The organism is Kitasatospora sp. NPDC028961 (assembly GCF_055564815.1).
In genome coordinates this window covers 13,502-37,059 of the sequence record NZ_JBVHVO010000042.1, presented here as the reverse complement: position 1 = coordinate 37,059, position 23,558 = coordinate 13,502, and the positions used below count along the sequence as shown (strand labels likewise).

Below are 23,558 nucleotides of genomic sequence, written 5' to 3'. Positions count from 1 at the left end.
GTCGGGCGTCGCGGAGAGCGGCATCGGGGCACTGGAGGCCGCCGGCAGGGCGGGCAGGATCGAGCCGGTGGAGGACGAACGAGGTCGTGCGGCCGAGGGCGGCCCGGCGGGGGAGGTGGGCGGGTGTGTCGGAGGGGGCGCCGGGCATGGAAGGGGGCTCCTTGGCGGCAAAAGCAATTGATTTGCTTTAGCTGACCGTAGAACCTACGTTCGGCTAAAGCAAACTGTTAGCTTTTGTGTCGGGAGTGCTTCGCGGCTCCCGTCCCGACGAGGAGAGGACACCCATGTCTGCCGCCGAACTGACGCCGCAGGAGGCGGCCCGCTGGGCCGCCCGGGCGGGTCTTCCCTTGCCCGACGACCGGCACGGGCCGGTCGCGGCCACCGCCGACCAGCTCCACGCCGTCGTCGCGGTCCTGCGGGAGCTGGACTTCGGGGACACCCCGCCCGCGATCGTCTACCGCGCGGGAACGGAGCTGTCCGATGCAGCCGTATGAGCTCACCGTCGCCGCCGCGGCCGACGAGATCCGGGCCCGGCGGCTGTCTCCCGTGGAGCTGGTCGGCTCGGTGCTCGACCGCATCGAACAGGTGGAACCGCAGCTCAACGCCTATGTCTCGGTCCTCGCGGAGCAGGCGCGGGGTGCGGCGCGCGAGGCCGAGCACGAAGCGGCGCACGGCCGCTTCCGGGGGGCGCTGCACGGCATCCCGATGGGTCTCAAGGACCTGATCGACGTCGCGGGCACCGCGACCACGGCCAGCTCCCGGGTCCGCGAGGGCCACCGCGCGCAGGCCGACAGCACGGTCGCCGCGCGGCTGACGGCGGCAGGCGCGATCCTGCTCGGCAAGACGCACACCCACGAGTTCGCCTACGGCCTGACCACCCCGCAGACCCGCAACGCCCGGGACCACGGCCGGGTCGCCGGCGGGTCCAGCGGCGGCTCCGCGGTCGCCGTCGCCTCGGGTGCGGCGACCTTCGCGCTGGGCACCGACACCGGCGGCTCGATCCGGGTGCCGGCCGCGCTCAACGGCGTCGTCGGCCTCAAGCCGACCTACGGCCTCGTCCCCCGGCACGGCGTCACCTCGCTGTCCTGGTCGCTGGACCACGTCGGTCCGATCACCCGCACCGTCGAGGACGCGGCCGTCGTCCTGACGGCGCTGGCCGGTCACGACCCGCGCGACCCCGCCTCGCTGGCCGCCGCCGCCGTGGACCACCGGCCCGGCCCGGGTACCGACCTGACGGGGCTGCGGGTCGGCGTGCCGCGCGACTACTACTTCGACCACCTCGACCCGGAGGTCGAGACCGCCGTCCGGCGCGCCATCGGGCACCTGGCGGACCTCGGCGCGGAGCTCGTCGACGTCGGGATCCCGATGGCCCGCTACATCCGGGCGACCCTCTGGGGGCTGGTGGCGCCGGAGGCCAGCGCGTACCACGAGCGCACCCTGCGGACGGTGCCCGAGCTGTACCAGGCGGACGTCCGGATCCTCCTGGAGGCCGGCGAGCTGATGACCGCCGGGGACTACCTGCGGGCGCAGCGCTCCCGGACCCTGATGCGGGAGGAGTGGGCCCGCGTGCTGGCCGGGGTCGACGTGGTCGCCGCCCCGACGGTCCCGACGACCGCGATGCGGGCCGGTCAGACGACGGTGACCTGGTCGGACGGCACGTCCGAGGGCGTCGCCGACGCCCTGGTGCGCCTCAGTGCCCCCGCCAACATCACCGGGGTGCCGGCGCTGACCGTCCCGGTCGGCCACGACGCGGCGGGCCTGCCGATCGGGATGCAACTGCTCGGCCGGCCCCTCGGGGAGCGCCTCCTCCTGCGGGTCGGCCACGCCTACGAGCAGTCGCGGCCGGCCCCCGTGCCGGCGCCGGTCGGTACCGGGGTGGGCGCCCCCTAAACGCAAGGACTGTGCTTTAAGCTGGTCCCATGAGTCGCAAGCAGATGGTGCGCCCCGGCGGTCGCAGCGCCCGGGTCCAGGCGTCGGTGCACACCGCTGTGCGTGAACTCCTCGCCGAGGTGGGCCGCGACGGGCTGACGGTTCCGCTGGTCGCCCAGCGGGCGGGCGTCACCCCGTCCACGGTGTACCGCCGCTGGGGAGATCTGCAGGAGCTGCTGTCGGACGTCGCGGTGGAGCGGCTGCGGCCCGACGCGGAGCCGGCGGACCACGGCGACCTGCGGTCCGACCTGACCGCCTGGGCCGAGCAGTTCCTCGACGAGATGGCGTCCCCGTCGGGGCGTGCCTACATCCGCGACGCCCTGCTCGGCGACCCGGACGGCAGCAACGCCGGCCAGTGCTCGGCCTACGCGGCCGAACAGGTCGACGTCGTGCTGGCCCGGGCGGGCGACCGCGGGGAGCCCGCCCCCGAGGTGGAGACGGTGATGGACCGCGTGGTGGCCCCGATGATGTACCGCATCCTCTTCCGCCCGGCCGGCCTCGACGCCGAGTACGCCCGCCGGCTCGTCGGGGAGCTCCTCGCCGGGTGACGCGCCGGCTCCGGAGCGGCCCGCCGTTCCTCCGCCCGCTCCCCGCGCGGGCCGCGCTCAGGAGCCGTCGGCGAGCCGGTGCCGGAGGTGGTCGTAGGCCCAGGCGGCGAGCGTGGTCGGCGTGGTGGTCCGGACGCTGCGGCGCTGTTCGGGCGTGAAGTCCGCACGGAGGCCGGTCGACATGCCGAGCACGGCCTCCACCAGCCCCTCGGTCATCCCGGACCGCCGGAGCCCGGCGCGCATGGCGTCGTCGGTGATCCGCTCGACGCCGATCCGCCGGCCGGTAGCGGCGGTGAGGATTCCGGCCACCTGCCGCCAGGTCAGGTCCGCCGGTCCGTGCACCGCCCGCACGCACCGCCCGGACCAGGCGGGGGAGAGCAGCCGGGTGGCGGCCACCTCGGCGATGTCGCGCGGTGCCACCCAGGCCATGGGCTGATCGAGGGGGAGGACCACCTGGAGCGTGCCCGCCCGGAGGGCGTCGAGCTGGAGTTCGAGATTGGTGAAGAAGTAGCCGCACCTCAGATGGGTGACGTCGACCCCGAGGTCGTCCAGGGCGGTCTCGGTCCCCGCCAGGCCGTCGATCTCGCCGGCGCCGTGCCGCTTCTCGGCGCCGACACTGCTCTGGAAGACCACCCGGCCGATCCGGTTGCCGGTGACGGCACGGACCACGGCGGCGGTGGCGCGGGCGTAGTCCGCGAGCGGGTCCTCGCCGCCGGTGGTCGGGTCCACCCAGTACAGCGCGTCGACGCCCTCGGTGGCGGCCGCCACCGCCTCGGGGTCGAACTGGTCGACCCGCACGGCGTCCACCTCGCCCCTGATCTCGGGAGCCAGCCGGCCGGGTTCGCGCAGCAGGACGCGCGGCCGGACGCCGGCCCGGATCAGCGTGGCGACGACGTGGCGGCCGACGTTGCCGGTCGGGGTGGTGACGGCGATCTGCATGGGCTTCCTCTCGTCCGGGGGCGGCTCGGCCTCGGGTCGGGCGCCTGGGGCGGCCCGAAGCTCCCATCCTTCCCCCGGTGCGGCCGGGGACGCGTTCGACGGGCGCCGCGTGTCGCCGCCTTCCCTGGAGACCCCGGCCGACACCGGGGAGTCCGGGCAGCGTCGGCGACCGTGTCACCAGCCCCGGACGAACGCACGGCCGGGTGCGGGTGGTGTTCCCGGCCCTCGCGCTCTGCTCATGGTGGCGCAGGCTGTCGGCGGTGCGGGCCCGGCGGGTCGGCGGCTCCCGCGCCGGGGCCGGTCCGCCGCCCGCCGCGGCCCGGCCTCAGTCGCCCGCGACCGGCAGGAGGCCGCGTTCGGCGAAGACCTTCTTGGCGACGAAGGTGGCGTTGAGGGCCCTGGGGAAGCCGCAGTAGCCGGCGGAGTGCAGCAGGGCCTCGACGATCTCCTCGGGGGTGAGGCCGACGTTGAGGGCGGCGTTGACGTGGACGTCGAGCTGGGACTCGCAGCCGCCGAGCGCGGTGAGCATCCCCAGGGTCACCAACTGCCGGTCGCGCGGCGCCAGCCCGGGGCGCCGGTAGATCTCGCCGAACCCCCAGGCCACGATCTGGTGGGCGAGTTCGGGGCTGATGTCGGCCAGCGCCTCGACCACCCGCCGGCCGGCCTCGCCGTCGATCCGGGTGAGCGTCTCCAGGCCGCGGTCGTAGCGGTCCTGGCGGGTCTCGGCGGCGTTCGGGGGGATGTCCATGGGGTCACACTCCGTTCCCGGCGGCGCCTCGGCGCCTGCCCGTGGTGTCCGGTCCTCGCCCGACCGTAGGACCTGGAGCGTGCCCGCTCCCGGCTCCGACATGCGGCCGACCGCCGTGCGGAGGTGTGTCCAGAAATATTCCTTGACACGAATATTCTTTGTGACGAATACTTCTCCTCATGGACGCACTCCTCGCCGCACTGGCCGATCCGGCGCGCTGGCGCCTCGTGAGCCTGCTGGCCGAGCGGCCCCACCCGGTCGGGGTGCTCGCCCGACTCGCCGAGGCGCGCCAGCCTCAGACGACCAAGCACCTGCAAGCCCTTGAGCGTGCCGGTGTCGTCACCTCCGAGCGCATCGGCCAGCGGCGCGTCTACGCGCTCCGCTCCGCCCCCCTGCGGGAGCTGGCGGCCGAGCTCGCCCGGCTCGCCGACAGCGCGGACCGGCCCGGCGGCCCGGGCGAGACCCACGAGCGCTACGGGCTCGGCGTCCACGCGGAGCGGCGCGCGGCGGGAGAGGCAGGGTGGGCCGACGGCCGCTCGTTCCGGTTCCACCGGGAGCTGCCGGGGCGCCCGGACCTGGTCTGGCGCCATCTGGTCGAGGCCGCCCTGCTCGCCCGCTGGTGGACGCCCGATGACCTCCGGGTCTCCGAGCTCGTCTTCGAGGCCCGGCCGGGCGGCCGGATCGTCCAGGAGTACCGCGACATCGAGGACACCGACGGCTCCGACCCGGTCGCCGGCCGAGCGGAGGGAGTCGTCGACGACGTCCGCCCGGGCGAGCGCCTCGCCTACCGGCTCTCCCCGCTGCTCCCCGGCGGCGGCACCGCCTTCACCGCCCACGTCGAGCTCGGCCTCCGGCCGACCGGCACGGACCCGGGCACCGGTACGGGCACCGAGCTCGACGTCCACTGGCGGATCACCGACAGCACCGTCGACTCGGCGGACTTCGTCGCCGGGATCGAGACCGGCTTCGGCCAGAGCCTCGACAAGCTCGCGGCGGCCCTCACGGCCGCCGACGGCGACAGCCACCGACGACAGCCACTGACCACTGACGACAACGACACGAGGAGTACGCAATGACCGAGCAGACCGCAAGCCGCCGGGTCGTCACCAACATGAGCCTCTCCCTCGACGGCCGCTACGCCCGGCGCGACCCCCGGGACATGAGCTGGGTGATGCCGTACGCCCACACCGACGTCGCCCGCGACCACCTGACCGGCCTCTGGGAGCCCGCGACGACCGCCCTGCTCGGGCGGGTCAACGCCGAGGGCTTCCTCGGCTTCTGGCCCACCGTCATCGGCATGCCGGGCGTCGACCCGCGCGACGAGGGCTTCGCGAAGTGGCTCGTCGACGCCGACAAGGTGGTCCTCTCCAGCACCCTCGGCGAGTCCGCCCCCGGCGGGGCGCCGTGGGAGCGGACGACGGTCGTCGACCGGCCGACCGCCGAGGTGGTCGCCGGCCTCAGGGCCGCCGGGGGCGGCGACATCCTGGTGCTCTCCAGCGCGAGCGTCATCAAGGCACTGCTGGCGGCCGACGAGGTCGACCGGCTGGCACTCACCGTTTTCCCGGTCTTCCTCGGCGACGGACCGCGCCTGTTCGACGACGGCTTGCCCGCCGCCGAGTGGGCGCTCGTCAGCCAGACCGCGGGGGAGCACGGCACGCTGGCCCTCGTCTACGACCGGATCCGCTGAACCGGGCGCGTCGCTCCTCCGGGGCGGCCCGCCGGAGTGCCCGTTCGGCCGTGCCGGAGGTGCCTCTTCGGTCCATGCTTCGCCCGGGAACCTTCCGCTCCCGGGCGCTGTTCTGGCACCATCGGCCGCTACTGCGTGACGGACCGTCGGTGACCGCCGTCCTGCCCCGACGGAGGTTCCCGTGACCAGCTCCGACCCCACCCGGCCGGCGAGCCCGGCCGGTCCCGCCCGCCCGGTGACCGCCGGTGCCCACCGGCCGGCCCGGTGGGTGCGGACGAGGCTGCGCACCGGCCCCTGGGCGGCGCTGCTCACCGCCGGACTGGCCTTCGTGCTGGTGTTCCTGTCGGCGGCGATCCCGAGAGTGCTGGACCGCGGCGCGGACGCGGCGCTGCGGGACTTCCTGCACGACCGGGGCCCGCTGGAGACGAGCCTGCTCAGCACCGCTCGCTCCCCGGAGGGCGGCGGGACGGAGGCGGAGCTGGAGGCGGTGGCCGCCCAGCTGGTCGCCCGGGCCGGGGCCGGCCTCCCGGTGGCGCCGTCGGGACCGGTGTTCGGCGCCGAGGCCCTGCTGCGCCACGCGCTGACCACCCCCGGCCTGGACCGCCCGGACGGGCACTCCCCGCCGACCCTGCACCTGCGCTACCTCCATGGCTTCACCGAGCACACCACCCTGGTCGCCGGCGCCTGGCCGGCCGGCGGGAGCAAGGGCGAGCCGATCCCGATCGCGGTGGCCCGCAGTGCGGCGGAGACGATCGGGATCCGGCTCGGTGCGGTCCTCGACGACGACTCGGTGCCCCCGCAGCGGGTGCGGGTGACCGGCCTCTACACCGTCACCGACCCGGCCGAGCCGTACTGGGCCGACCTGCCGTGCACGGGCCGGGCCTGCCTGGAACGCTCGCTCAGCGACCCCAACATCCGGAGCTGGCACACCGCCGCGGTGATCGGGGGCGACGACCTGGGCGCCCTCGGGCGCTGGGGGCGCAACACGCGTGACTTCTGGCGGCTCCCGGTGGACACCGGCGTGCTGCGGGCCGACCGGCTGGCCGGGGTCAGGCACGATGTCGCCGCGTTCCTCACCGGGCCGACGGCCACCGCACTGCTCGCCGCCACCGGCCGCTCCGACCTGTCGACGACGTCCCGGCTGCCCGGCCACCTCGACCGGGCGGTGGCGCGGCAGGCCGCGGTCGCGCCGACGGCCCTGATCGGGCCGGCCGCCGTGGCGGGGGTCGCGGGGGTGGTGCTGGCCCTGGCCACCGCGCTCACCACCGACCGGCGCGGCGCGGAACTGCGGCTGCTGAGGGCCCGGGGCGGGTCCGGCACCGGGCTCCTGCTGCGGCTCTGCGGGGAGGGCGCGGTCACCGTCCTGCCGGCGGCCGTCGCGGCCACCGCGTCGGCGCTCTGGCTGTGGCCCACGCCGCGCTGGGCGGCGGCGGTGGCCGCCGCGCTGGTCACCACCGTCCTCGCCCTGCTCGCCGTCCCGGTCCGGGCCGCGCTGCCGCCGGCCGACGGCTCCGGCAGGGCCGCGCGCCGGGGCCGGCTGATCGCCGAACTCGTCGTCCTCGCCGTGACGGTGGCGGCGGTGTCCGGTGTCCGGCGCCGTGGCGTCGCCCCACCGGACGCGGGCCCCGACCTGCTGCTGGTGGCGGCCCCGCTGCTGATCGCCCTCACCGCGGCGCTACTGCTGGCACGCCTGCTGCCCGTCCTCGCGGGCGGCCTGGCCCGGGCGGCCGCCCGTTCCGCCGGCACGGTGGCGTTCCTGGGCCTGGCCCGCGCCGCCCGGGGCTCCGGTGGCCGGGGCGGCCGGCGGTCGCGGCCCTCCGTCCTACCGCTCCTGGCCCTGGTGCTCGCGGTCACCACCGCCGGCTTCGGCGCGAGCGTGCTGGCGGGCGTCGGGCTCGCCCGGGAGCAGGCCGCGAAGCTCGTGGTCGGGGCGGACGCCTCGGTGGCGGCGCCGGCCGGGATGACCCTGCCGCCCGGGTTCGCCGCGGCCGCCGCAGCGCTGCCGGGGGTCACGGCCGCCACCGCCGTGCGGCTGGAGAGCGAGGCGTTCCTGCTGGAGGGGGTCCCGGGGGTGCGCGCGGGTGTCGACCCGGAGGCCACCCAGGTCACCCTGGTGGTCGCCGAACCCCGGGCCTACGCGCGGATCGCCGGCGCTGTCGGGGCGGGCACCTTCGACCCGGCGGCGCTCGACGCGCCGACCGCGGCGGAGCCGGGGGCGCCGACCGTCCCCGCCCTGTTCAGCGCCGATCTCGCCCGCCACCTCGGCCCCGGCGGCCACCGGCTGCGACTGCCCAGCGGCGGCGAAGTCCTCACAGCCCACGCCGGCACGGTCGACGCGACCCCCGCCCTGCCCGGCGCCACCCGCCCCTTCATCGTCCTGCCGACCCCCGCCGCGAGCGCCGTGCTGCCGGAACTCGCCCGCATCACCGACTGGTTCGCGCTCGGCCGGATCGACGAGCCGGCCCTGGCCGGCCTGGTCCGCGCGCTGCCGGCCTCCTCCCTCGCCGACCCCGGCGCCCCGCCGCCGCCCGGGCCGACCGCCGCCACCGCCGTGGTCGGCAACGACCCCGCCGCGCTGCGCAGCGGCTACGTCACCCGGACCAGCGCCGCCGTCGCCGCCGACCTCGCCCAGGACCCCCTCCAGCACGCGGCGGGCCGCCTGTTCGGCCAGGCCCAGGCCGCCGCGGGCGCCTTCACCCTGCTCGCCGTCCTGCTCACACTGCTGCGCGCCGCCCCCGACCGGGCCGCCCTGCTGGCCCGGCTGCGCACCATGGGCCTGCGCTCCCGGCAGGGCCTCGCGCTCGTCCTCGCCGAGACGCTGCCGCAGACCCTGCTGGCCGCGGCCGGCGGCGCCCTGGCCGCGCTGGCTGCCGTCGCCCTGCTCGGGCCGGCCGTCGACCTGTCCACCCTGGTCGGCGCCCCGGTGCCGACCGGGCTGCGCCCCACGGCGGCGCCCCTGCTCCTCCCGGCCGCTGCGCTCGCCGCGCTGACCGCCCTCGCGGTCGTCGCCGAGGCCCTGACCGGAGGCCGCCGCCACCTCACCACCCACCTACGACTGGGCGACCGGCCCTGAGCAGACCCGCCCCTGAGCAGACCCGCCCCCGAGTCGACCGGCACTGCCGGGGCGCCGACCGGTCGTCGGCACCGGTCGGGCCCGGCGCACGCCCTCCGGGGCTCGGCCGAGGAGGAGGCCGAGCCGCGATCCGGGGAGCGGCTGTCGGGCGACGACCGGGGGAATTCCCCTGGGAAGGGCGGTACGCCGAGGCGGGCAGCGGCAGCCCCGATCGCGCGGCCTCACGGCACCGCCCGAGAAGTGACGAGCCCACAGCACCGTCGGCCGGGGCCGTGGGCGCGAGCGGCCGCGCGGGTGGCCTCCTGTGCCCTGGGCACGGCACCGTGCCCGACCTGATCGTCTCCATCGCGGCCCCGGCGAGACCGCCGGGATCCGGCCCGGCATGACCGGTGGAGAGGCCGATCGGCTGTTGGGCGGCGGGACCGGCCTCGACCGGTCCGGGGGGCCGACCACCGGGCGAGGGGCCGGTCAACAGGGGCGGCAGCCTGGAGGTCCGGGGCGGTCCCCAGGGGAGCTCTCGGACTCGACCCGGTGGACACCGAAGGGCGGTTCCGCCTTCCCTCGCACCTGGCCATCGGTGAGCCCGAGCCCGCCGGCTCCGTGACGTACGAGACGGTCCTCGGCCGTCTCGCGGCACGCGGCTGCGCCTGGCGCCAGGACGATGCCCCGACCTTCGACGACCAGCTCCGCGTCCGCACGGAGGCCGGCGCCCCGCGGCTTCGTGCGCGCGCCCGACGGGTGGCTGTTGCGGAGCCCCTACACGTCGGCTCTCACGAAGGCCGGCCGAGCTCCCCGGTGCGGGCGGCGGCTGCCTCCTCCAGCAGCGACCAGCCGTCGAACTCCACCGCTCGCCGGTCTCCCGGCTGCCATCCGTGGGCCGCGGCCGTGTCCAGCAGGGCCCGGACGGCGCCCGGTTCGTGCAGGTTCAGTGAGCCACCCCGGACGAACCCGACGTCCCCGGAGCCCAGGGGGAACCCGCCGGGGACGTACCGGTCGGGTCCGCCGGCGAAGACGATGCGCAGCGTCCCGCCGGAGCCGGCCGGCTGCGGGTGCAGGGTGAGGGTCTCGCGGCAGTCGGTGAAGGCCTCGCCGGCCGGTTCGGGGTGGCTGTGGCGGAGTGACCACAGGTACGTCCGGCCGTCGGCGACCAGTCGGCGGGGCTTTCTCGGGTGGCGTGGCACAGCGCCGAGCGTACGCGGCGCGGTTCGCCGGGTCCGCCGGGTGCGGCGGCCGGAGAGGGCGCGGCCCTACGGTGCGGCCGGTCCGCGCGGGTCGGCGCCCGAGGTCAGCCAGGCCCCGATCCCGGGGAGGGCGTCCGGCCCGTTGTCGGCCTCCACCGTGGCGGCCAGGTCGGCGATCGTGACCCCGGCCAGCGAGGCCCGCCAGGCGGCGTCCGCCGCCCCCATGGCGCGGGCGATGGGGCACGGCTCGGTGCACTGCTCAGCTGGTGTCGCGAACGGCCCGCGCCGGCGTATCTCGGTGCACACGAACGCCGGGGTGGCGCCGTCGACGGCCTCGACGACATCCAGCAGCGTGATCTCGTGGGCCGCCCTGGTGATCACGTAGCCGCCGGTCTTGCCCTGGACCGAGCGCACCAGACCCGCCCGCGAGAGGGCCTGCAACTGCTTGGCCAGGTAGCTGGGCGACACCTCGTGCAGTTCGGCCAGCCGGGCCGCCGGTACCGGCTCCCCGGCGGCGGTCAGGACCACACAGCAGTGCAGCGCCCATTCGACGCCGCCGGACAGCTTCATGTCGCCTCCACATTGACTCGGACATAGACTATCCGAGTATTATCCCGGACATCTGATATCCGGGTTTGCCCCCAGGGGAAGCCCCCGTCACGAAGGAAGGCACACCATGAAGATCACCGTCATCGGCACCGGCCTGATCGGCTCCCGGCTCGCCGACGTGCTTGAGCGGCAGGGCCACGACGTGACGGCGGTGTCCCGGTCGTCCGGCCTCGACCTGCTCACCGGCGAGGGTCTCGACCAGGCGGTCGCCGGCGCCCACACGGTCGTCAACGTGACCAACTCCCCGACCTTCGACGAGCAGTCCCTCGACTTCTTCCGCACCACCGTCGGCAACCTGCTCGACGCCGGCGACAAGGCGGGTGTGCGCCACCAGGTCGCCCTGTCGATCGTCGGCGTGGACCAGGTGCCCCAGCTCGACTACTACCGGGCGAAGACCCTCCAGGAGGACCTGCTGCGCGGCGGCCCCACCCCCTACTCGATCGTCCGCGCCACGCAGTTCTTCGAGTTCGTGGAGCCCACCATGTCGTGGACCTCGGACGGCAGCGCCGTCCGGCTGCCCGCGACTCCCCTCCAGCCCATCGCCGCCGACGACGTGGTCGACGTCCTCGCGGAGGTGGCCACGGCGGCCCCGCTGACCGGCACCCTCGACATCGCGGGCCCCGACCGGTTCACGCTGGACGAGCTCGGCCGGATCACCCTGGCCGCCAAGGGCGACCGGCGCCCCGTCGTCACCGACGACCAGGCGGGCCTGTTCGCCGCCGTCCGCGGCGACGTCCTCACCCCCGGCCCCGAGGCCCGCCTCGCGCCCACCCACTACCGCGACTGGCTGGCGGCCGCCATCGCCGGCTGAGGGTCGCGCCGGGCGGGAGCCCGGGCGCCGGGCGTGTAGTGCGGGTGTCGCGCCCCTGGGTCGGACGCCCGGCCCCGTCGGGTACTCGGACGCGCACCGTTTGCGCGGGCCCGCAGCGGAAAGGCGCGGCGCATGGCAGTCATCGATCTCACCCGGACCACTCCACTCGCCGCGGACGGGGCGGGCGCACACCTCTGGCTGATCGCCGTGGGCGTCCTCCTGGTCGTCGCCCTCATGCTCGCCTTCGTCCTGGGGCAGCGCCGCAAGGACCGCGAGCCGCCGCCCGTCGACCTGTCGGGGGCACGGGAGTCCGACCCGCGGCGCCAGCCGCCGCCGGGGTGATCCCGCTCGCCGGACCGCACCGAAGGGCCCCGGGCCGGTCTCCCGACCCGTGAGCACCCGGCCTCCGCCGCACCTGCCACCAGCACGACCTCCGCCCCGGTACCGGACCCCGGTACCGGGGCGGACGTGTGCGGTGGTGCCCCCGGGGCCCGTGAGCGGTGGTGGCGGAGTCCGGGTAGCCGGTGGCGACAGCGGGATCGAGCCTGTCGATGATGGTCCGCACCACCCGGTGCGGACCATCGGCGGTTGGGTGGGGGTGCGGTGGGGCTTCGGGCCGGTGGGGGAGCCGGCGGTGCCCGATGGGCCGTCAGGCACCCGGGGCGTCAAGCGGCGGACGGGCGGGCCGGGTTTCGGCCAACCCGGCGGGCGGATGCTGACATGTCCGCGCAAACATGGCACGCTGCCGCTAGCCGTTCGCGTCCAAGATGGCCGTACAACTTCGGTAGTTGACGTTGGGTCAGCATCGGTCACCGCCCCCTGCTCCGTCGGACGAACACGGTTCCGCTCCACCCGGACGGCCAGGGTCCTGCCCGGCCGGGCCCGCACCGGCCGAGGTCGTGCATCGGCCGCCTCCACGAGGAGTTCCGTTGAGAGGTTCCCCCCGCAAGACCGTCGCCGCAGGTGCGTTGATCGCCGCATCCGCGATGATCGCCGTCACCTTCCCGGCACATGCCGCCCCCGCCCCCGTGTCCGAAGCTCCCGCCCCCGTGTCGGAAGCTCCCGCCCCCGCGTCCGAAGCTCCCGCCCCCAGGGCCGGTGCCCTCGCGGCGCCGCTGGGCGAGGAGGAGCGGACGGCGCTGCTGGCCGACGCCCGGGAGCGCCGCGCCGCCACCGCGAAAGCCCTCGGCCTTGGCGCCCAGGAGGAGTTGGTGCCGAAGGCGGTCGCCAGGGACGCGGACGGCACGGTGCACACCCGGTACGACCGCACCTTCGCCGGACTGCCCGTCCTCGGTGGTGACCTGGTCGTGCACACGGCCGCGAACGGCGCCACCACCGGCGTCGACAAGGCCACCGGCGCGGCCATCGCGATCGCGCCCGCCCTCGCGGCGGTCACCGCCGAGACCGCCGAGACCGCCGCCCTGGAGCGCGCCAGGGCCGAGGGGGCGAAGGACGCGAAGTCCGAGTCCGTCCGCAAGGTGGTCTGGGCGGCCTCCGGCAGCCCGGCGCTCGCCTGGGAGAGCGTCGTCGGCGGTCTGCAGCACGACGGCACCCCCTCCGAGCTGCACGTGATCACCGACGCGGCGACCGGCGGCAGGCTGTTCGAGTACCAGGACGTGAAGAACGGGGTCGGCAACAGCCAGTACTCCGGTCAGGTCACCATCGGCACCGCCGGGTCGGCCGGCGCGTACAGCCTGACCGACAACGCCCGTGGCGGGCACCGGACGTACGACCTGCAGCACCAGGAGACCGACGACACACCGGGTACGCTGTTCACCGACGCGGACGACGTGTGGGGCGACGGCGCCCCCGGCAACGCGCAGACCGCCGGTGTGGACGCGCAGTACGGTGCCCAACTGACCTGGGACTTCTACCGGAACGTGCTGGGCCGCAACGGCATCAGGAACGACGGCGTCGCCGCCCACAGCCGCGTGCACTACGGCACCTCGTACGTCAACGCGTACTGGTGGGACGGCTGCTTCTGCATGACGTACGGCGACGGCGAGGGCGATGCCAACCCGCTCACGTCGATCGACGTCGCCGCCCACGAGATGACGCACGGCGTCACCTCCGCCACCGCCGACCTCGTCTACGGCAACGAGTCCGGCGGCCTGAACGAGGCCACCTCCGACATCATGGGCACCGCCGTGGAGTTCTGGGCGAACAACGCCGCCGACCCGGGCGACTACCTGATCGGCGAGAAGATCAACATCGACGGCGACGGCAAGCCGCTGCGCTACCAGGACCAGCCCTCCAAGGACGGCTACTCCAAGGACTACTGGTACTCCGGTGTGGGGTCCGAGGACGTCCACTTCTCCTCGGGCGTGGCCAACCACTGGTTCTACCTGGCCTCCGAGGGCAGCGGCGCCAAGCGGGTCAACGGTGTGAACTACGACTCGCCGACCCACGACGGCCTGCCGGTCAACCCGGTCGGCCGCGACGCCGCCACCAGGATCTGGTACCGGGCGCTGAGCACCTACATGACCTCCACCACCGACTACGCCGCCGCCCGTACGGCCACCCTCAAGGCGGCCGCCGACCTCTACGGCGCCACGAGTCCGACCTACAAGAACGCCGCCAACGCGTGGGCCGCGGTCAACGTCGGCGCGCGCCTCACCCAGGGCGTGACGGTCACCAACCCCGGTGACCAGGTCACCAGGACCGGTACGGCGGTGAGCCTGCAGACCAAGGGCGTCAGCAGCAATCCCGGCGCCCTGGCCTACGCGGCCACCGGGCTGCCCGCCGGCCTGACGATCAACGCCGCCACCGGCCGGATCACCGGCACCCCCACCGCCCAGGCCGCGAGCACCGTGACGCTCACCGTCAAGGACTCCACCGGGGCGCTGGACGTCGTGTCGTTCCTCTGGACCACCTACACCCTCGGCCAGTGCGCGACGTCCCAGCGACTCGCCAACCCCGGCTTCGAGTCGGGCCCGACGGCCTGGTTCGCCTCCACCAGTCGGATGATCGACTCCACCAACCCCTACACCGCCCCGCGCAGCGGCAGCTGGAAGGCCTGGCTGAACGGCTACGGGGACCGCCACACCGACACGCTGTCCCAGACCGTGTACATCCCCTGGGGGTGCCGGGCCACCCTCGGCTTCTGGGTGGACATCACCACCGACGAGGGCACCAGGAGCATCCCCTACGACAAGCTCACCGTGCAGGCCGGGGACACCGTGCTGGCCACCTACTCCAACCTGGACGCCACCACCGGCTACGTCCGCAGGAGCGTCGACCTGTCCGCGTACGCCGGGCAGTACGTCAACCTGCGGTTCGTGGGGTCGGAGGACCTCGCCGCCCGGACCACGTTCCTGATCGACGACACCTCGGTCGACCTCGGTAACTGAACCGTCCGCCCGGACGGTTCCGCCGGCCAGTGAGGGGCCGGTGCACCGGGGCGCACGGCGAGGCCCGGCCCGGCGGGGCCGGGCCTCGCCGTGCACCGGTCGGTGCGGCCGGTCATTTCGGTACGGCGGTGGGCCAGTTGTTCTTGACGACGGTCTGCGCTTTCGCCACCTGGGACTCCTTCGGGAAGGCGGGGGTGCCCTCCACCGTCGGCAGCTTCGCGGCGAGCGCGGTGTCGAGGGTGCCGTTCTTGGCCATGGCGTCCATCAGGACCGGCCGGGCGAAGTCCACCAGCCGCAGGTTCTGGCCCTCGGGGGAGGCGAGGTACTCCTCCCAGAGGCGGGCGGCGGCCGGGTGCGGGGCGTCCTTGTTGACGGCCTGCGCGTAGTACTGGGAGAAGCTGCCGTCGAACGGGATGGAGACCCTCCAGTCCACGCCCGCCGGGCGCAGCTGGTCGACGTGCTGGAGGTTGAGGAAGTCCCACTCGATGCTGATCGGCGTCTTCCCGGTGGTGATCGCGGCCAGGTCGGAGTTGGCGTGGCTGAAGTTGCCGGCCTCGTTCAGCCGGGCGAAGAAGTCGATACCGGGCTGGATGTCGTCGAACGACCCGCCGTTCGCCAGGGCCACGGCGTACACGGCGGCGAAGGCCGACCCGGCGCTGGTGGGTTCGCCGGTGAACGCGATCATGCCCTTGTACTGCGGGTCGAACAGCTCGGCGAAGGAGTTCGGGCAGGTCTTCACCCGGTGGGCGTCGCAGCCGATCGAGACGTAGCCGCCGTAGCTGTTGTACCAGCGGGCCTGGTGGTCCTTCTGGGCGGCGGGTATCTGGTCGTACCCGGTCGTGCGGTACGGGGCCAGCAGGCCCTGTGCGGCCGCGGACTGGGCGAAGGAGTCGCCGAGGTCGAGCACGTCGGGCGCGCCGGGCTGCCCCTTGAGCCGCTTGATGTCGTCGATCTCCTGCTGGCTGGAGCCCTCCGGGTTGTCGTTCACGACCTTGATCCCGTACTTCTTCGAGAACCCGTCCATCAGGCCGCCGTAGTTCGCCCAGTGGGGGAGCAGCGTGGTGGTGTTGAGCTGTCCCTCCGCCTGCGCCTGCCGGACCAGCTCGTCCATGCCGCCGATGTCCTGGGCGGAGGCGGAGCGGGCCGCCGCCACCGGCGTGCCGGCGCTCTGGCCGCCGCAGCCGGCGAGTCCGACGGTCACCAGGGTCAGGCAGGCGGCGAGTGCGGCCAGGTGGCTTCGACGAGGTGTGACCACGACGCCTCCAGAAGGAGTGCAGGGAAGTTCGGGGGCCGGGCCGCCGCCGGAAGGGCGGGGGCGGCGGCGAGGTCTCGGCGGGGGCCGGTGCCGGGCGGCGGGGTGTCCGGCGGCCCGTGGACCCACGGGTCCCGCGTCCGGCCCGAGGGCGAGGCGTTGCCGACCGGAGGACTGCCGACCGCGGGGTCGCCCGGCCGGGCCACGGAGCCTGCGGCCGGTTCCGATGTAGTGACGATGAGTGACGAATTCCGGGTCGCGGTGACGCTGAGTACCAGACTACCGGTCCGGTGGGCGGTTGCGCCGGAAATGGACGACCGGCCTCGCGAATCCCCGCCCGACCCGCCCCGCGACCGGCCTCAGAGCTCGATGTCGTCCCAGGAGCCCAGCAGCATGGCGCCCAGCGCCTCCTCGTCCTGCGCCCCGCCGCTGTCGAGGGTCTGGGAGGCCCAGATGGTCTTGCCCCGCGGGGAGTACCGGGTGCCCCAGTGCTGGGCGTACTGGGCGACGAGGAACAGGCCGCGGCCGCCCTCGTCGGTGTCCTTGGCCCGGCGGATGTGCGGGGCGGTACTGCTGCCGTCGGAGACCTCGCAGACCAGTGTCTGGGTGAGGAGCAGCCGCACCCGGACCGGGTCCTTGCCGTAGCGGACGGCGTTGGTGATCAGTTCGCTGAGGATGAGCTCGGTGCCGAAGGAGATGTGCTCCAGGCCCCACTCCGCCAGCTTGCGGGCACAGGCGTTGCGCACCGGGCCGACCGCGGCCGGGTCCCGGGCCACCTCCCACTCGGCGACGTGGTCGCGCTCCAGCAGCCGGGTCCGCGCCACCAGCAGCGCGACGTCGTCGTCCGGTCGGCCGGGCGGCAGCGTCGCCATCACGGCGGCGCAGACCGCCTCCGGCGAGGAGTCCGCCCCGCCGACGGTCGTCCGCAGCTCCTCCAGCGCCGCGTCCACGTCGCGGGTGCGGTCGCCGAGCAGCCCGTCGGTGTAGAGGACCAGCCGGGAGCCCTCGGGCACGGTCAGCTCGGCGGTCTCCACGGGCAGGCCGGCGCCGAGGCCCAGCGGCGGGGAGACCGGTGGGCGCAGGAACGTCACCGTCCCGTCGGGGTGGGCCACGGCGGGCGGGAGGTGGCCGGCGGTGGCCGCGGTGACCTGCCCGGACACGGAGTCGTAGACCACGTAGAGGCAGGTGGCGCCGGTGATCGCCTGGACGCTGCTCTCGCTGTCATCGTCCTGGACGTCGATCCGGGAGACGAGCTCGTCCAGGTGGCCGAGCAACTCGTCGGGGGGCAGGTCCAGCGCCGAGAAGTTGTGGATGGCGATGCGCAGCCGGCCCATGGTGGCGGCGGCGTGCAGTCCGTGCCCCACCACGTCGCCGACCACCAGCGCGACCCGGGCGCCGGGCAGCGGGATCACGTCGAACCAGTCGCCGCCGGCCCCGGCCTGCGCGGGCAGGTAGCGGTGGGCCACCTCCAGGGCCTGCTGCTCCGGCATGCCGCGGGGCATCAGGCTGCGCTGCAGGGTCACCGCCATGGCGTGTTCGCGGGTGTAGCGCCGCGCGTTGTCGATGCACACCGCGGCGCGGCCGGCGACCTCCTCGGCGAAGGAGAGGTCCTCCTGGTCGAACGGCAGGGAGGCCCCGGCGCGCCAGAAGTTCACCAGACCGAGCACCACCCCGCGGGCCTGCAGGGGCACCACCGCGAGCGAGTGGATCCCGTAGTCGAGGATCTGCTGGGCGCGTTCGGGGTCCTGGGAGCGCCAGCCGCCGGAGCCGGCCAGGTCCGGCTCCACGAGGGAGCGCCCGTCGTGCACGCTGGCCGCCATGGGCGTGTCGGGCGCGAACCGGATCAGCTTGCCGACCGGGTAGAGCGGGTGGTCCTCGGCCAGCCCGGCGACCGCGCTGCGGCGCAGCCGGACGCTGGCCCCGTCCGGCTCCTCGCCGCGCAGCACGGCGTCGCGCAACTCGACGGTGACGACGTCGGCGAACCCGGGGACGGCGACCTGGGCGAGCTCCTCGGCGGTGCGCACCACGTCCAGCGTGGAGCCGATCCGCATCCCGGCGTCGTAGAGCAGCCGCAGCCGCCCCCGGGCCACCTCCGCCCGGCCGGACAGCGAGCGCAGCTCGGTGGTGTCGCGCAGGGTCACCACGTTGGTGCGGTGCACGCCGAAGGGGGTGGTGGAGCGCTTGTTGAGGGCCAGCAGGCGGTCCGCCGCCAGGTGGACCTCGTCGCTGGCGATCCGGTCCGAGCTCAGCAGGTCGGCGGTGCGGGGGTCCAGCCCCAGGTCGCCGATCCGGCGTCCCTCCGCGTCGGGCGGGAGGTCCAGCAGCCGCCTGGCCTCGTCGTTGGCGAGCAGCAGCCGGTCGTCGTCGCCGGTGATGAGCACGCCCTCCCGCACGGCGTGCAGGACGGCGTCGTGGTGTTCGTACATCCGGGTCATCTCGGCCGGGCCCAGGCCGTGGGTCTGGCGGCGCAGCCGGTGGCTCACCAGGGCGGCGCCGCAGGCGGCCAGCACGACGGCCACGCCGGCGCTGGCCAGGAAGAGGGGCAGCTGCCGGTTCACCGAGTGCTGCACCGATTCCACCGTGACCGGGACGGAGACGATCGCGACCACCTTGCCCGAGGGGTCCTTGACGGGGGCGGCGGAGATCACCGACGGGCCCAGCACTCCGTTGAAGGTCCGGGTGAAGGAGATGCCCTGCGCCGCCTGGGCGTACGGACCGATGACGTGCTTGCCGATCTGCGAGGTGTCGCTGTGGGTGAGGGTGATCCCGTCCAGCTTGTACACGATGATGGCGTCGACGCCGGCGGCCTTGCGGGCCTCCTCGGCCAGGGGCTGCAGCGTCGCGCTGGGATCGTCGCTGTCCAGGGCCTCCAGGAGGCCGGGGGCGTGCGCGAAGGACTGGGCGGCGGCGACCGTGCGGTTCCGGGCGTCGGCCAGGGTCTCGCGCCGGGTCTGCAGGACGAGGGCCACCAGCGCCCCGGCGATGAGCAGGATCACCAGCAGCAGTTGGAGGAAGAAGACCTCCCGGGCGAAGCTGCGGGTGGCCGGCCGGGTCCGGCCGGCGAACGGGCGCGACTCGGCCGTCGACTCGCCCGTCGGCTCCGGGGCGGCGGCCTCGGTCCGGGGCGGTTCGGTGGCGCCGGGCTTTCCGGAGCGACGGGTGAACCATCGCCGGAAAATGCCCGAATTTACGCTCATACCCCCTTTTATCCTGGTTTCCGCAGAACTGGCAAGGAAACCGTGACCGCCCGGTCCCTCCTGGGGGCGGCCGCGGCTGCGCGGGCTGCCGGGGTCCTCCCGGTGTCCTCTCGGGCATGGTCGGCGGCGCGGCGCCGACCCCGGGCGGCGCGAACGCAAAACGCTGCACAAACGATTCGACTGGGCCGATGGAGCGGAATCGCTGCAGCGTGGGGACGTGACCCCACCCACGCGGACCTGTGTCGGCGTCCCCCTCCAGCGGGCGGCGCCGGCCGGCGACGACCTGCCACGGCTCCTGGCCCGCTCGGCTCGCGGCGACGAGGCGGCGTTCGAGCAGTTGTACCGCGCGGTCGCCGGGCCGGTGTACGGAACCGCGCTGCGGACGCTGCGCGATCCGGCCCACGCCGAGGAGGTCGCCCAGGAGGTCCTGTTCGAAGTGTGGCGCACGGCCGCGGCCTACCGGCCCGAGCGCGGGTCCGTGCTGACGTGGGTGCTGACCATCGCGCACCACCGGGCCGTGGACCGCGCCCGCGCCGCCCGGGCGGCCACCGAGCGCGACCGGAGCCTAGCCCGCCGGGACGCCACGGAGGCCGACCCGCCCGACGAACAGGCCGTCCGCTCACTGGACCGGCTGCGGGTCCGGTCGGCACTCGCGGGTCTGAGCGGCGTCCAGCGCGAGGCGGTGGTGCTGGCCTACTTCGGCGGGTACTCGCAGCGCGAGATCGCGCATCGGTTGGAGGTGCCGCTGGGCACCGTCAAGACCCGGATCCGCGACGGTCTGACCCGGCTCCGGGCCGCGTTCGCGCTGCCGGACCGGGGCGGAGCGCGCCCGGGGGGAGTGCCGGCCCAGCCGTCCCCCGGCACCGGCAGCCCGGGCCGGTCACCGGCCGGGAGCGGCCCGCGATCGCCGGAAGCGGGCTGCGGCGCCGCCCCGGCAGGGGTCCGCCCGCGCCCGCCGGCGGGCCCGCCGGCTCCGGCCGCGCGCAACGGTGCGGGAACGCTGCGCCGGGCGGCGGGGTGCCGTGCGGGAGAGCATGGAAGCGTCACTTCTGACGACCGGCCACCGTCGGTGGCCGTCGCCACCGGGCGTCCGCGGCCGCGTATACGGTTGACCACGCGAGCCCCTACGCGCACGCGAGCACCTACCCGATGCCCGGGGCGGCAGCGCTCCGACGCAGGCCCACGCACCGTCCCACCAGCGGGAGGACATCATGACTCTCGACCACCGCACCCCCGCGCACGAACGCCCCGTGCCCGCGAGCCCGCCCACCGAGACGCCCGAGTGCGAGGCGTCGACCTGCGCGGGCATCTCCACCCCGGAGTCGACCGAGCTGCACACGGCCTGGCCCGGCTGGATCCCCCTCCTGGTGATCACCGTGCTGGTGGTCTGCTGCGTCGGCTTCGCGGTGGGGAGGATCGGGGGATGGTGACCCTGCCCGCCGAGCACGGCGCCGGCCCGTGGGGCGGTGGCCGGGCGGGCCCACCGGACGCCCCCGAGGACGCGGGGCTGCCCACCGGCGGAGTCGCCCGCCGCCTCGGCGTGTCGCCGACCACGGTCCGCTCGTGGGAACGCCGCTACGGCATCGGCCCGGCCGACCGCGCGGCCGGGCACCATCGCCGCTGGAGCCGGCAGGACATCGCCGTCCTGGAGGCCATGTGCCGCCTCACGGCCCGCGGAGTGCCGCCGGGCGAGGCGGCCCGGGCCGCCCTGGCCGAGCGCCGCGCCGCGCTCCACGACGCACCGCCGCCCGCCGGCCGGCCGCCCGGAACGGAGGGGCCGGGTGACATCCCGGCCCGCCGCGACCCGGGCGGCAGCCGTGCCCTGCGGGTCGGGACGGTACGCCCCGAGTGCCGCGGCCTGGCCCGGGCGGCGGTCCGGCTGGACGCACCCGAGGTCGCCGGGATCCTGCGCGACGCGGTCGTCGCACTGGGGGTGGTCGAGGCGTGGACGGAGGTCATGATGCCCGCCCTGCGGGCCGCGGGCCGCAAGTGGGCGGCCGACGGCGAGCAGTACGTCGAGGTCGAGCACCTGCTCTCCTGGCACGTCTCCAGCGTCCTGCGCGGCGTGGCCGTGGAGACCGGCCCGACCCGGCCGGTGCCGCCCGTCGTCCTCGCGGCGGTGCCCGGCGAGCAGCACACCCTCCCGCTGGAGGCGACGGCCGCGGCGCTCACCGAGCGCGGCCTGCCCTTCCGGATGCTGGGGGCGGCCGTCCCCTCCCGGGCCCTGCTCGACGCCGTCCACCGGATCGGCCCGGGCGCCGTGATGATCTGGTCCCAGGACCGGCACACCGCCGACCCCGAGCTGCTGCGCCGGGTGAGCGGCAGCATGTGGGGCCCGCGCGGCTCCCGCACCCGGGCCCTGGTGGTGGCCGCCGGCCCCGGCTGGGCCCGCGCCCTGCCCCCGGCCGGAGCCGCCTGCCCCCGCACCCTCGGGAGCGCCGTGGACCTCCTCGAACAGGCGCTCACGGGCTGACCTCCGCCGCCCGCCGGGCCGGTTCCCGGCCGCGCCGGATCCCCGCCGGGTCCGCGCCGGTCCCGCGCCGGTCCCGCCCGGTGTGCCGGACGCTCGTCGGCCACGGTGCGCGGTGCGCACGAGCCCCCGCAGCCCGACGCCGGGCCGCTTCACGAGTCGGGGCGGTCCACGAGCCGGGATCCACGAGTCGGGCCGCTCCACGAGCCGGGATCCACGAGTCGGGCCGCTCCACGAGCCCGGATCCACGAGTCGGGCCGCTCCACGAGCCCGGATCCACGAGTCGGCCCGGATCCACGAGTCGGGCCGGTCCCCACGAGCCGGGCGCTTCACGAGTCGGGCCAATCCAAGGGCCGGGTCGGCTCCGAAGATCCGGTGCAACGACAAACCGGGCCGCGCCGCGGCCCTGTCGGGAGGGGCTCTCGTGACCACGTTCGGCATCGTCTCCACCTCGCGGGCCCCCGCCCGCGGCGACGGCGGCGCGCGTCCGCGCCGGGTGGCCGTGGTGGGGTCCGGCGTGGCCGGACTCACCGCGGCGTACGAGCTGTCCCGCGCCGGGACGGAGGTCGAGCTGTTCGAGGCCGACGGGCGCCTCGGCGGCCACGCCCACACCCAGCGGGCGACCGCGCGGGACGGGCGGGTGCTGGACCTGGACACCGGCTTCCTGGTCCACAACACCCGGACCTACCCCCACCTGCTGCGGCTCTTCGCCGAACTCGGAGTGCGCACCCAGGACACCGAGATGAGCATGTCCGTGCGCTGCGACGGATGCGGTCTGGAGTACGCGGGCGCGCGCGGACCGGCCGGCCTGCTGGCCAGGCCCGACGCCCTGACGCGCGGCCGGTACCTGCGGATGCTCACCGAGGTGCCGCGCTTCCACCGGCGGGCCCGCCGCCTGCTCGCCGACCCGGCCGCCGGCGACCCCAGCCTGCGTGACTTCCTCACCGCCGAGGCCTTCTCCCCGTACTTCGTGAGCCACTTCATGACCCCGGTGGTGTCCGCGGTGTGGTCCTGCGCCCCCGACCTGGCGGGCGACTACCCGGCGCGGTACCTGTTCACGTTCCTCGACAACCACGGCCTGCTCGGGGTGACCGGCGCGCCGGCCTGGCGGACCGTCGTCGGCGGCTCCCGCACGTACGTGGAGCGGATCGCCGAGCGGCTCACCACCGTCCGCCGGTCCGCCCCGGTCCGGGCGGTGCGCCGGCACCCGGACGGGGTCAGCGTCGTCACCGCGGACGGACACCGGACCGAGGCCGACGCCGTCGTCGTCGCCACCCACGCCGACCAGGCGCTGCACCTGCTCGCCGACCCGACCGACGCGGAGCTGGAGATCCTCGGCGCCTTCACCTACTCGCGCAACCCGACCGTGCTGCACCGCGACCCCTCCGTGCTGCCCACCGCCCGGTGGGCCCGCGCCTCGTGGAACTACCGGATGCCCCACTGCACCGCCCCCTCGGACCGGGTGCGGGTCAGCTACCACCTCAACCGGCTGCTCCGGCTGGACGCCGACGACGACTACCTGGTCACCCTCAACGAGGACCGGGACCAGCCCGTCCCGGAGCACCTGGTGGTCTCCCGCACCGTCTACGAGCACCCGGTCTACACCGCGGGCACCCTCGCCGCGCAGCGCCGGCTGCCCGAACTCGCCACGGCCCGCACCGCGTTCGCCGGCGCCTACCACGGCTGGGGCTTCCACGAGGACGGCTGCCGCTCCGGGGTCGAGGCGGCCCGGTCGCTGCTGGGGGTGGGCGCGCCGTGACCACC

Annotated in this window: 18 protein-coding genes and 1 pseudogene; 13 read left to right on the top strand and 6 right to left on the bottom strand. The window is 75.3% G+C overall.

Annotated elements, in window-relative coordinates; all coding sequences use genetic code 11:
* Nucleotides 1–284 precede the first annotated feature (284 nt).
* The 3 genes from ACZ4UX_RS35850 to ACZ4UX_RS35840 are packed head-to-tail and all read left to right on the top strand — an operon-like array spanning nt 285 to nt 2,477.
* Nucleotides 285–494, top strand: a complete 210-nt coding sequence (locus ACZ4UX_RS35850; protein WP_465709704.1) for a hypothetical protein — start codon at nt 285–287, stop codon at nt 492–494.
* Nucleotides 481–1,890 (top strand): amidase, encoded by a 1,410-nt coding sequence (locus tag ACZ4UX_RS35845; RefSeq protein WP_465709703.1) that lies wholly within the window; start codon nt 481–483, stop codon nt 1,888–1,890. The genes ACZ4UX_RS35850 and ACZ4UX_RS35845 overlap by 14 nt, the downstream gene beginning before the upstream one ends.
* Nucleotides 1,891–1,919: 29 nt before the next feature.
* Complete coding sequence (locus tag ACZ4UX_RS35840) at nt 1,920–2,477, top strand: TetR/AcrR family transcriptional regulator (RefSeq protein WP_465709702.1); 558 nt, start codon at nt 1,920–1,922, stop codon at nt 2,475–2,477.
* Nucleotides 2,478–2,534: 57 nt separating this feature from the next.
* Here the strand turns inward: ACZ4UX_RS35840 and ACZ4UX_RS35835 are convergent, their stop codons facing one another.
* Entirely contained in the window at nt 2,535–3,416 is an 882-nt protein-coding gene (locus ACZ4UX_RS35835) for an NAD(P)H-binding protein (RefSeq protein WP_465709701.1), read from the bottom strand.
* A gap of 325 nt (nt 3,417–3,741) precedes the next feature.
* Nucleotides 3,742–4,164, bottom strand: a complete 423-nt coding sequence (locus ACZ4UX_RS35830) for a carboxymuconolactone decarboxylase family protein (RefSeq protein ID WP_465709700.1) — start codon at nt 4,162–4,164, stop codon at nt 3,742–3,744.
* A 179-nt stretch (nt 4,165–4,343) separates the two neighbouring features.
* On the opposite strand from ACZ4UX_RS35830, the gene ACZ4UX_RS35825 reads away from it, so the two are divergent.
* The 3 genes from ACZ4UX_RS35825 (at nt 4,344) to ACZ4UX_RS35815 (ending at nt 8,924) form a co-directional block, all read left to right on the top strand.
* Nucleotides 4,344–5,240 (top strand): metalloregulator ArsR/SmtB family transcription factor, encoded by an 897-nt coding sequence (locus ACZ4UX_RS35825; protein WP_465709699.1) that lies wholly within the window; start codon nt 4,344–4,346, stop codon nt 5,238–5,240.
* Nucleotides 5,237–5,851 (top strand): dihydrofolate reductase family protein, encoded by a 615-nt coding sequence (locus ACZ4UX_RS35820; protein WP_465709698.1) that lies wholly within the window; start codon nt 5,237–5,239, stop codon nt 5,849–5,851. The genes ACZ4UX_RS35825 and ACZ4UX_RS35820 overlap by 4 nt, the downstream gene beginning before the upstream one ends.
* A 181-nt stretch (nt 5,852–6,032) precedes the next feature.
* Nucleotides 6,033–8,924 (top strand): hypothetical protein, encoded by a 2,892-nt coding sequence (locus ACZ4UX_RS35815; RefSeq protein ID WP_465709697.1) that lies wholly within the window; start codon nt 6,033–6,035, stop codon nt 8,922–8,924.
* 770 nt (nt 8,925–9,694) lie between these two features.
* Here ACZ4UX_RS35815 and ACZ4UX_RS35810 read toward each other — a convergent pair.
* Both ACZ4UX_RS35810 and ACZ4UX_RS35805 read right to left on the bottom strand, forming a co-directional pair.
* The gene (locus ACZ4UX_RS35810) at nt 9,695–10,105 is read right to left on the bottom strand and encodes a hypothetical protein (RefSeq protein ID WP_465709696.1); all 411 of its coding nucleotides are present in this window, start codon (nt 10,103–10,105) and stop codon (nt 9,695–9,697) included.
* Nucleotides 10,106–10,171: 66 nt separating this feature from the next.
* A complete protein-coding gene (locus ACZ4UX_RS35805; protein WP_465709695.1) occupies nt 10,172–10,675 on the bottom strand; it encodes an RrF2 family transcriptional regulator in 504 nt (167 codons plus the stop codon).
* 106 nt (nt 10,676–10,781) lie between these two features.
* On the opposite strand from ACZ4UX_RS35805, the gene ACZ4UX_RS35800 reads away from it, so the two are divergent.
* The 3 genes from ACZ4UX_RS35800 (at nt 10,782) to ACZ4UX_RS35790 (ending at nt 14,875) form a co-directional block, all read left to right on the top strand.
* Nucleotides 10,782–11,525: an SDR family oxidoreductase gene (locus tag ACZ4UX_RS35800; protein ID WP_465709694.1), complete on the top strand. Its 744-nt coding sequence runs from the start codon at nt 10,782–10,784 to the stop codon at nt 11,523–11,525.
* 132 nt (nt 11,526–11,657) lie between these two features.
* Nucleotides 11,658–11,867, top strand: coding sequence for a DUF6479 family protein (locus ACZ4UX_RS35795; protein ID WP_329491594.1), 210 nt, complete (start codon nt 11,658–11,660; stop codon nt 11,865–11,867).
* A gap of 587 nt (nt 11,868–12,454) precedes the next feature.
* A complete protein-coding gene (locus ACZ4UX_RS35790) occupies nt 12,455–14,875 on the top strand; it encodes a M4 family metallopeptidase (RefSeq protein ID WP_465709693.1) in 2,421 nt (806 codons plus the stop codon).
* 112 nt (nt 14,876–14,987) lie between these two features.
* Here ACZ4UX_RS35790 and ACZ4UX_RS35785 read toward each other — a convergent pair whose 3' ends face one another.
* Complete coding sequence (locus tag ACZ4UX_RS35785) at nt 14,988–16,130, bottom strand: ABC transporter substrate-binding protein (protein WP_465709692.1); 1,143 nt, start codon at nt 16,128–16,130, stop codon at nt 14,988–14,990.
* A 356-nt stretch (nt 16,131–16,486) separates the two neighbouring features.
* Nucleotides 16,487–19,324, bottom strand: coding sequence for a SpoIIE family protein phosphatase (locus tag ACZ4UX_RS35780; protein ID WP_465709691.1), 2,838 nt, complete (start codon nt 19,322–19,324; stop codon nt 16,487–16,489).
* Nucleotides 19,325–19,541: 217 nt separating this feature from the next.
* Between ACZ4UX_RS35780 and ACZ4UX_RS35775 the strand changes: the two are divergent.
* From ACZ4UX_RS35775 to ACZ4UX_RS35760, 4 genes and pseudogenes are all read left to right on the top strand, one after another.
* Nucleotides 19,542–20,108, top strand: a pseudogene (locus ACZ4UX_RS35775) (sigma-70 family RNA polymerase sigma factor); the annotation flags it as partial.
* Between the two features lie 427 nt (nt 20,109–20,535).
* Nucleotides 20,536–20,754 (top strand): DUF6480 family protein, encoded by a 219-nt coding sequence (locus ACZ4UX_RS35770; protein WP_352290233.1) that lies wholly within the window; start codon nt 20,536–20,538, stop codon nt 20,752–20,754.
* Entirely contained in the window at nt 20,748–21,797 is a 1,050-nt protein-coding gene (locus tag ACZ4UX_RS35765) for a MerR family transcriptional regulator (protein ID WP_465709720.1), read from the top strand. Before ACZ4UX_RS35770 ends, ACZ4UX_RS35765 begins: the two co-directional genes overlap by 7 nt.
* A gap of 493 nt (nt 21,798–22,290) precedes the next feature.
* Nucleotides 22,291–23,553 (top strand): NAD(P)/FAD-dependent oxidoreductase, encoded by a 1,263-nt coding sequence (locus ACZ4UX_RS35760; RefSeq protein WP_465709719.1) that lies wholly within the window; start codon nt 22,291–22,293, stop codon nt 23,551–23,553.
* The last annotated feature ends 5 nt before the right edge of the window (nt 23,554–23,558 follow it).

Excerpts from the sequence above, each read along its gene's own strand:
- ACZ4UX_RS35850 (WP_465709704.1), top strand. The coding sequence starts at position 285 with ATGTCTGCCGCCGAACTGACGCCGCAGGAGGCGGCCCGCTGGGCCGCC.
- ACZ4UX_RS35845 (WP_465709703.1), top strand. The coding sequence starts at position 481 with ATGCAGCCGTATGAGCTCACCGTCGCCGCCGCGGCCGACGAGATCCGG.
- ACZ4UX_RS35840 (WP_465709702.1), top strand. The coding sequence starts at position 1,920 with ATGAGTCGCAAGCAGATGGTGCGCCCCGGCGGTCGCAGCGCCCGGGTC.
- ACZ4UX_RS35835 (WP_465709701.1), bottom strand. The coding sequence starts at position 3,416 with ATGCAGATCGCCGTCACCACCCCGACCGGCAACGTCGGCCGCCACGTC.
- ACZ4UX_RS35830 (WP_465709700.1), bottom strand. The coding sequence starts at position 4,164 with ATGGACATCCCCCCGAACGCCGCCGAGACCCGCCAGGACCGCTACGAC.
- ACZ4UX_RS35825 (WP_465709699.1), top strand. The coding sequence starts at position 4,344 with ATGGACGCACTCCTCGCCGCACTGGCCGATCCGGCGCGCTGGCGCCTC.
- ACZ4UX_RS35820 (WP_465709698.1), top strand. The coding sequence starts at position 5,237 with ATGACCGAGCAGACCGCAAGCCGCCGGGTCGTCACCAACATGAGCCTC.
- ACZ4UX_RS35805 (WP_465709695.1), bottom strand. The coding sequence starts at position 10,675 with ATGAAGCTGTCCGGCGGCGTCGAATGGGCGCTGCACTGCTGTGTGGTC.
- ACZ4UX_RS35800 (WP_465709694.1), top strand. The coding sequence starts at position 10,782 with ATGAAGATCACCGTCATCGGCACCGGCCTGATCGGCTCCCGGCTCGCC.
- ACZ4UX_RS35795 (WP_329491594.1), top strand. The coding sequence starts at position 11,658 with ATGGCAGTCATCGATCTCACCCGGACCACTCCACTCGCCGCGGACGGG.
- ACZ4UX_RS35780 (WP_465709691.1), bottom strand. The coding sequence starts at position 19,324 with ATGAGCGTAAATTCGGGCATTTTCCGGCGATGGTTCACCCGTCGCTCC.
- ACZ4UX_RS35770 (WP_352290233.1), top strand. The coding sequence starts at position 20,536 with ATGACTCTCGACCACCGCACCCCCGCGCACGAACGCCCCGTGCCCGCG.
- ACZ4UX_RS35765 (WP_465709720.1), top strand. The coding sequence starts at position 20,748 with ATGGTGACCCTGCCCGCCGAGCACGGCGCCGGCCCGTGGGGCGGTGGC.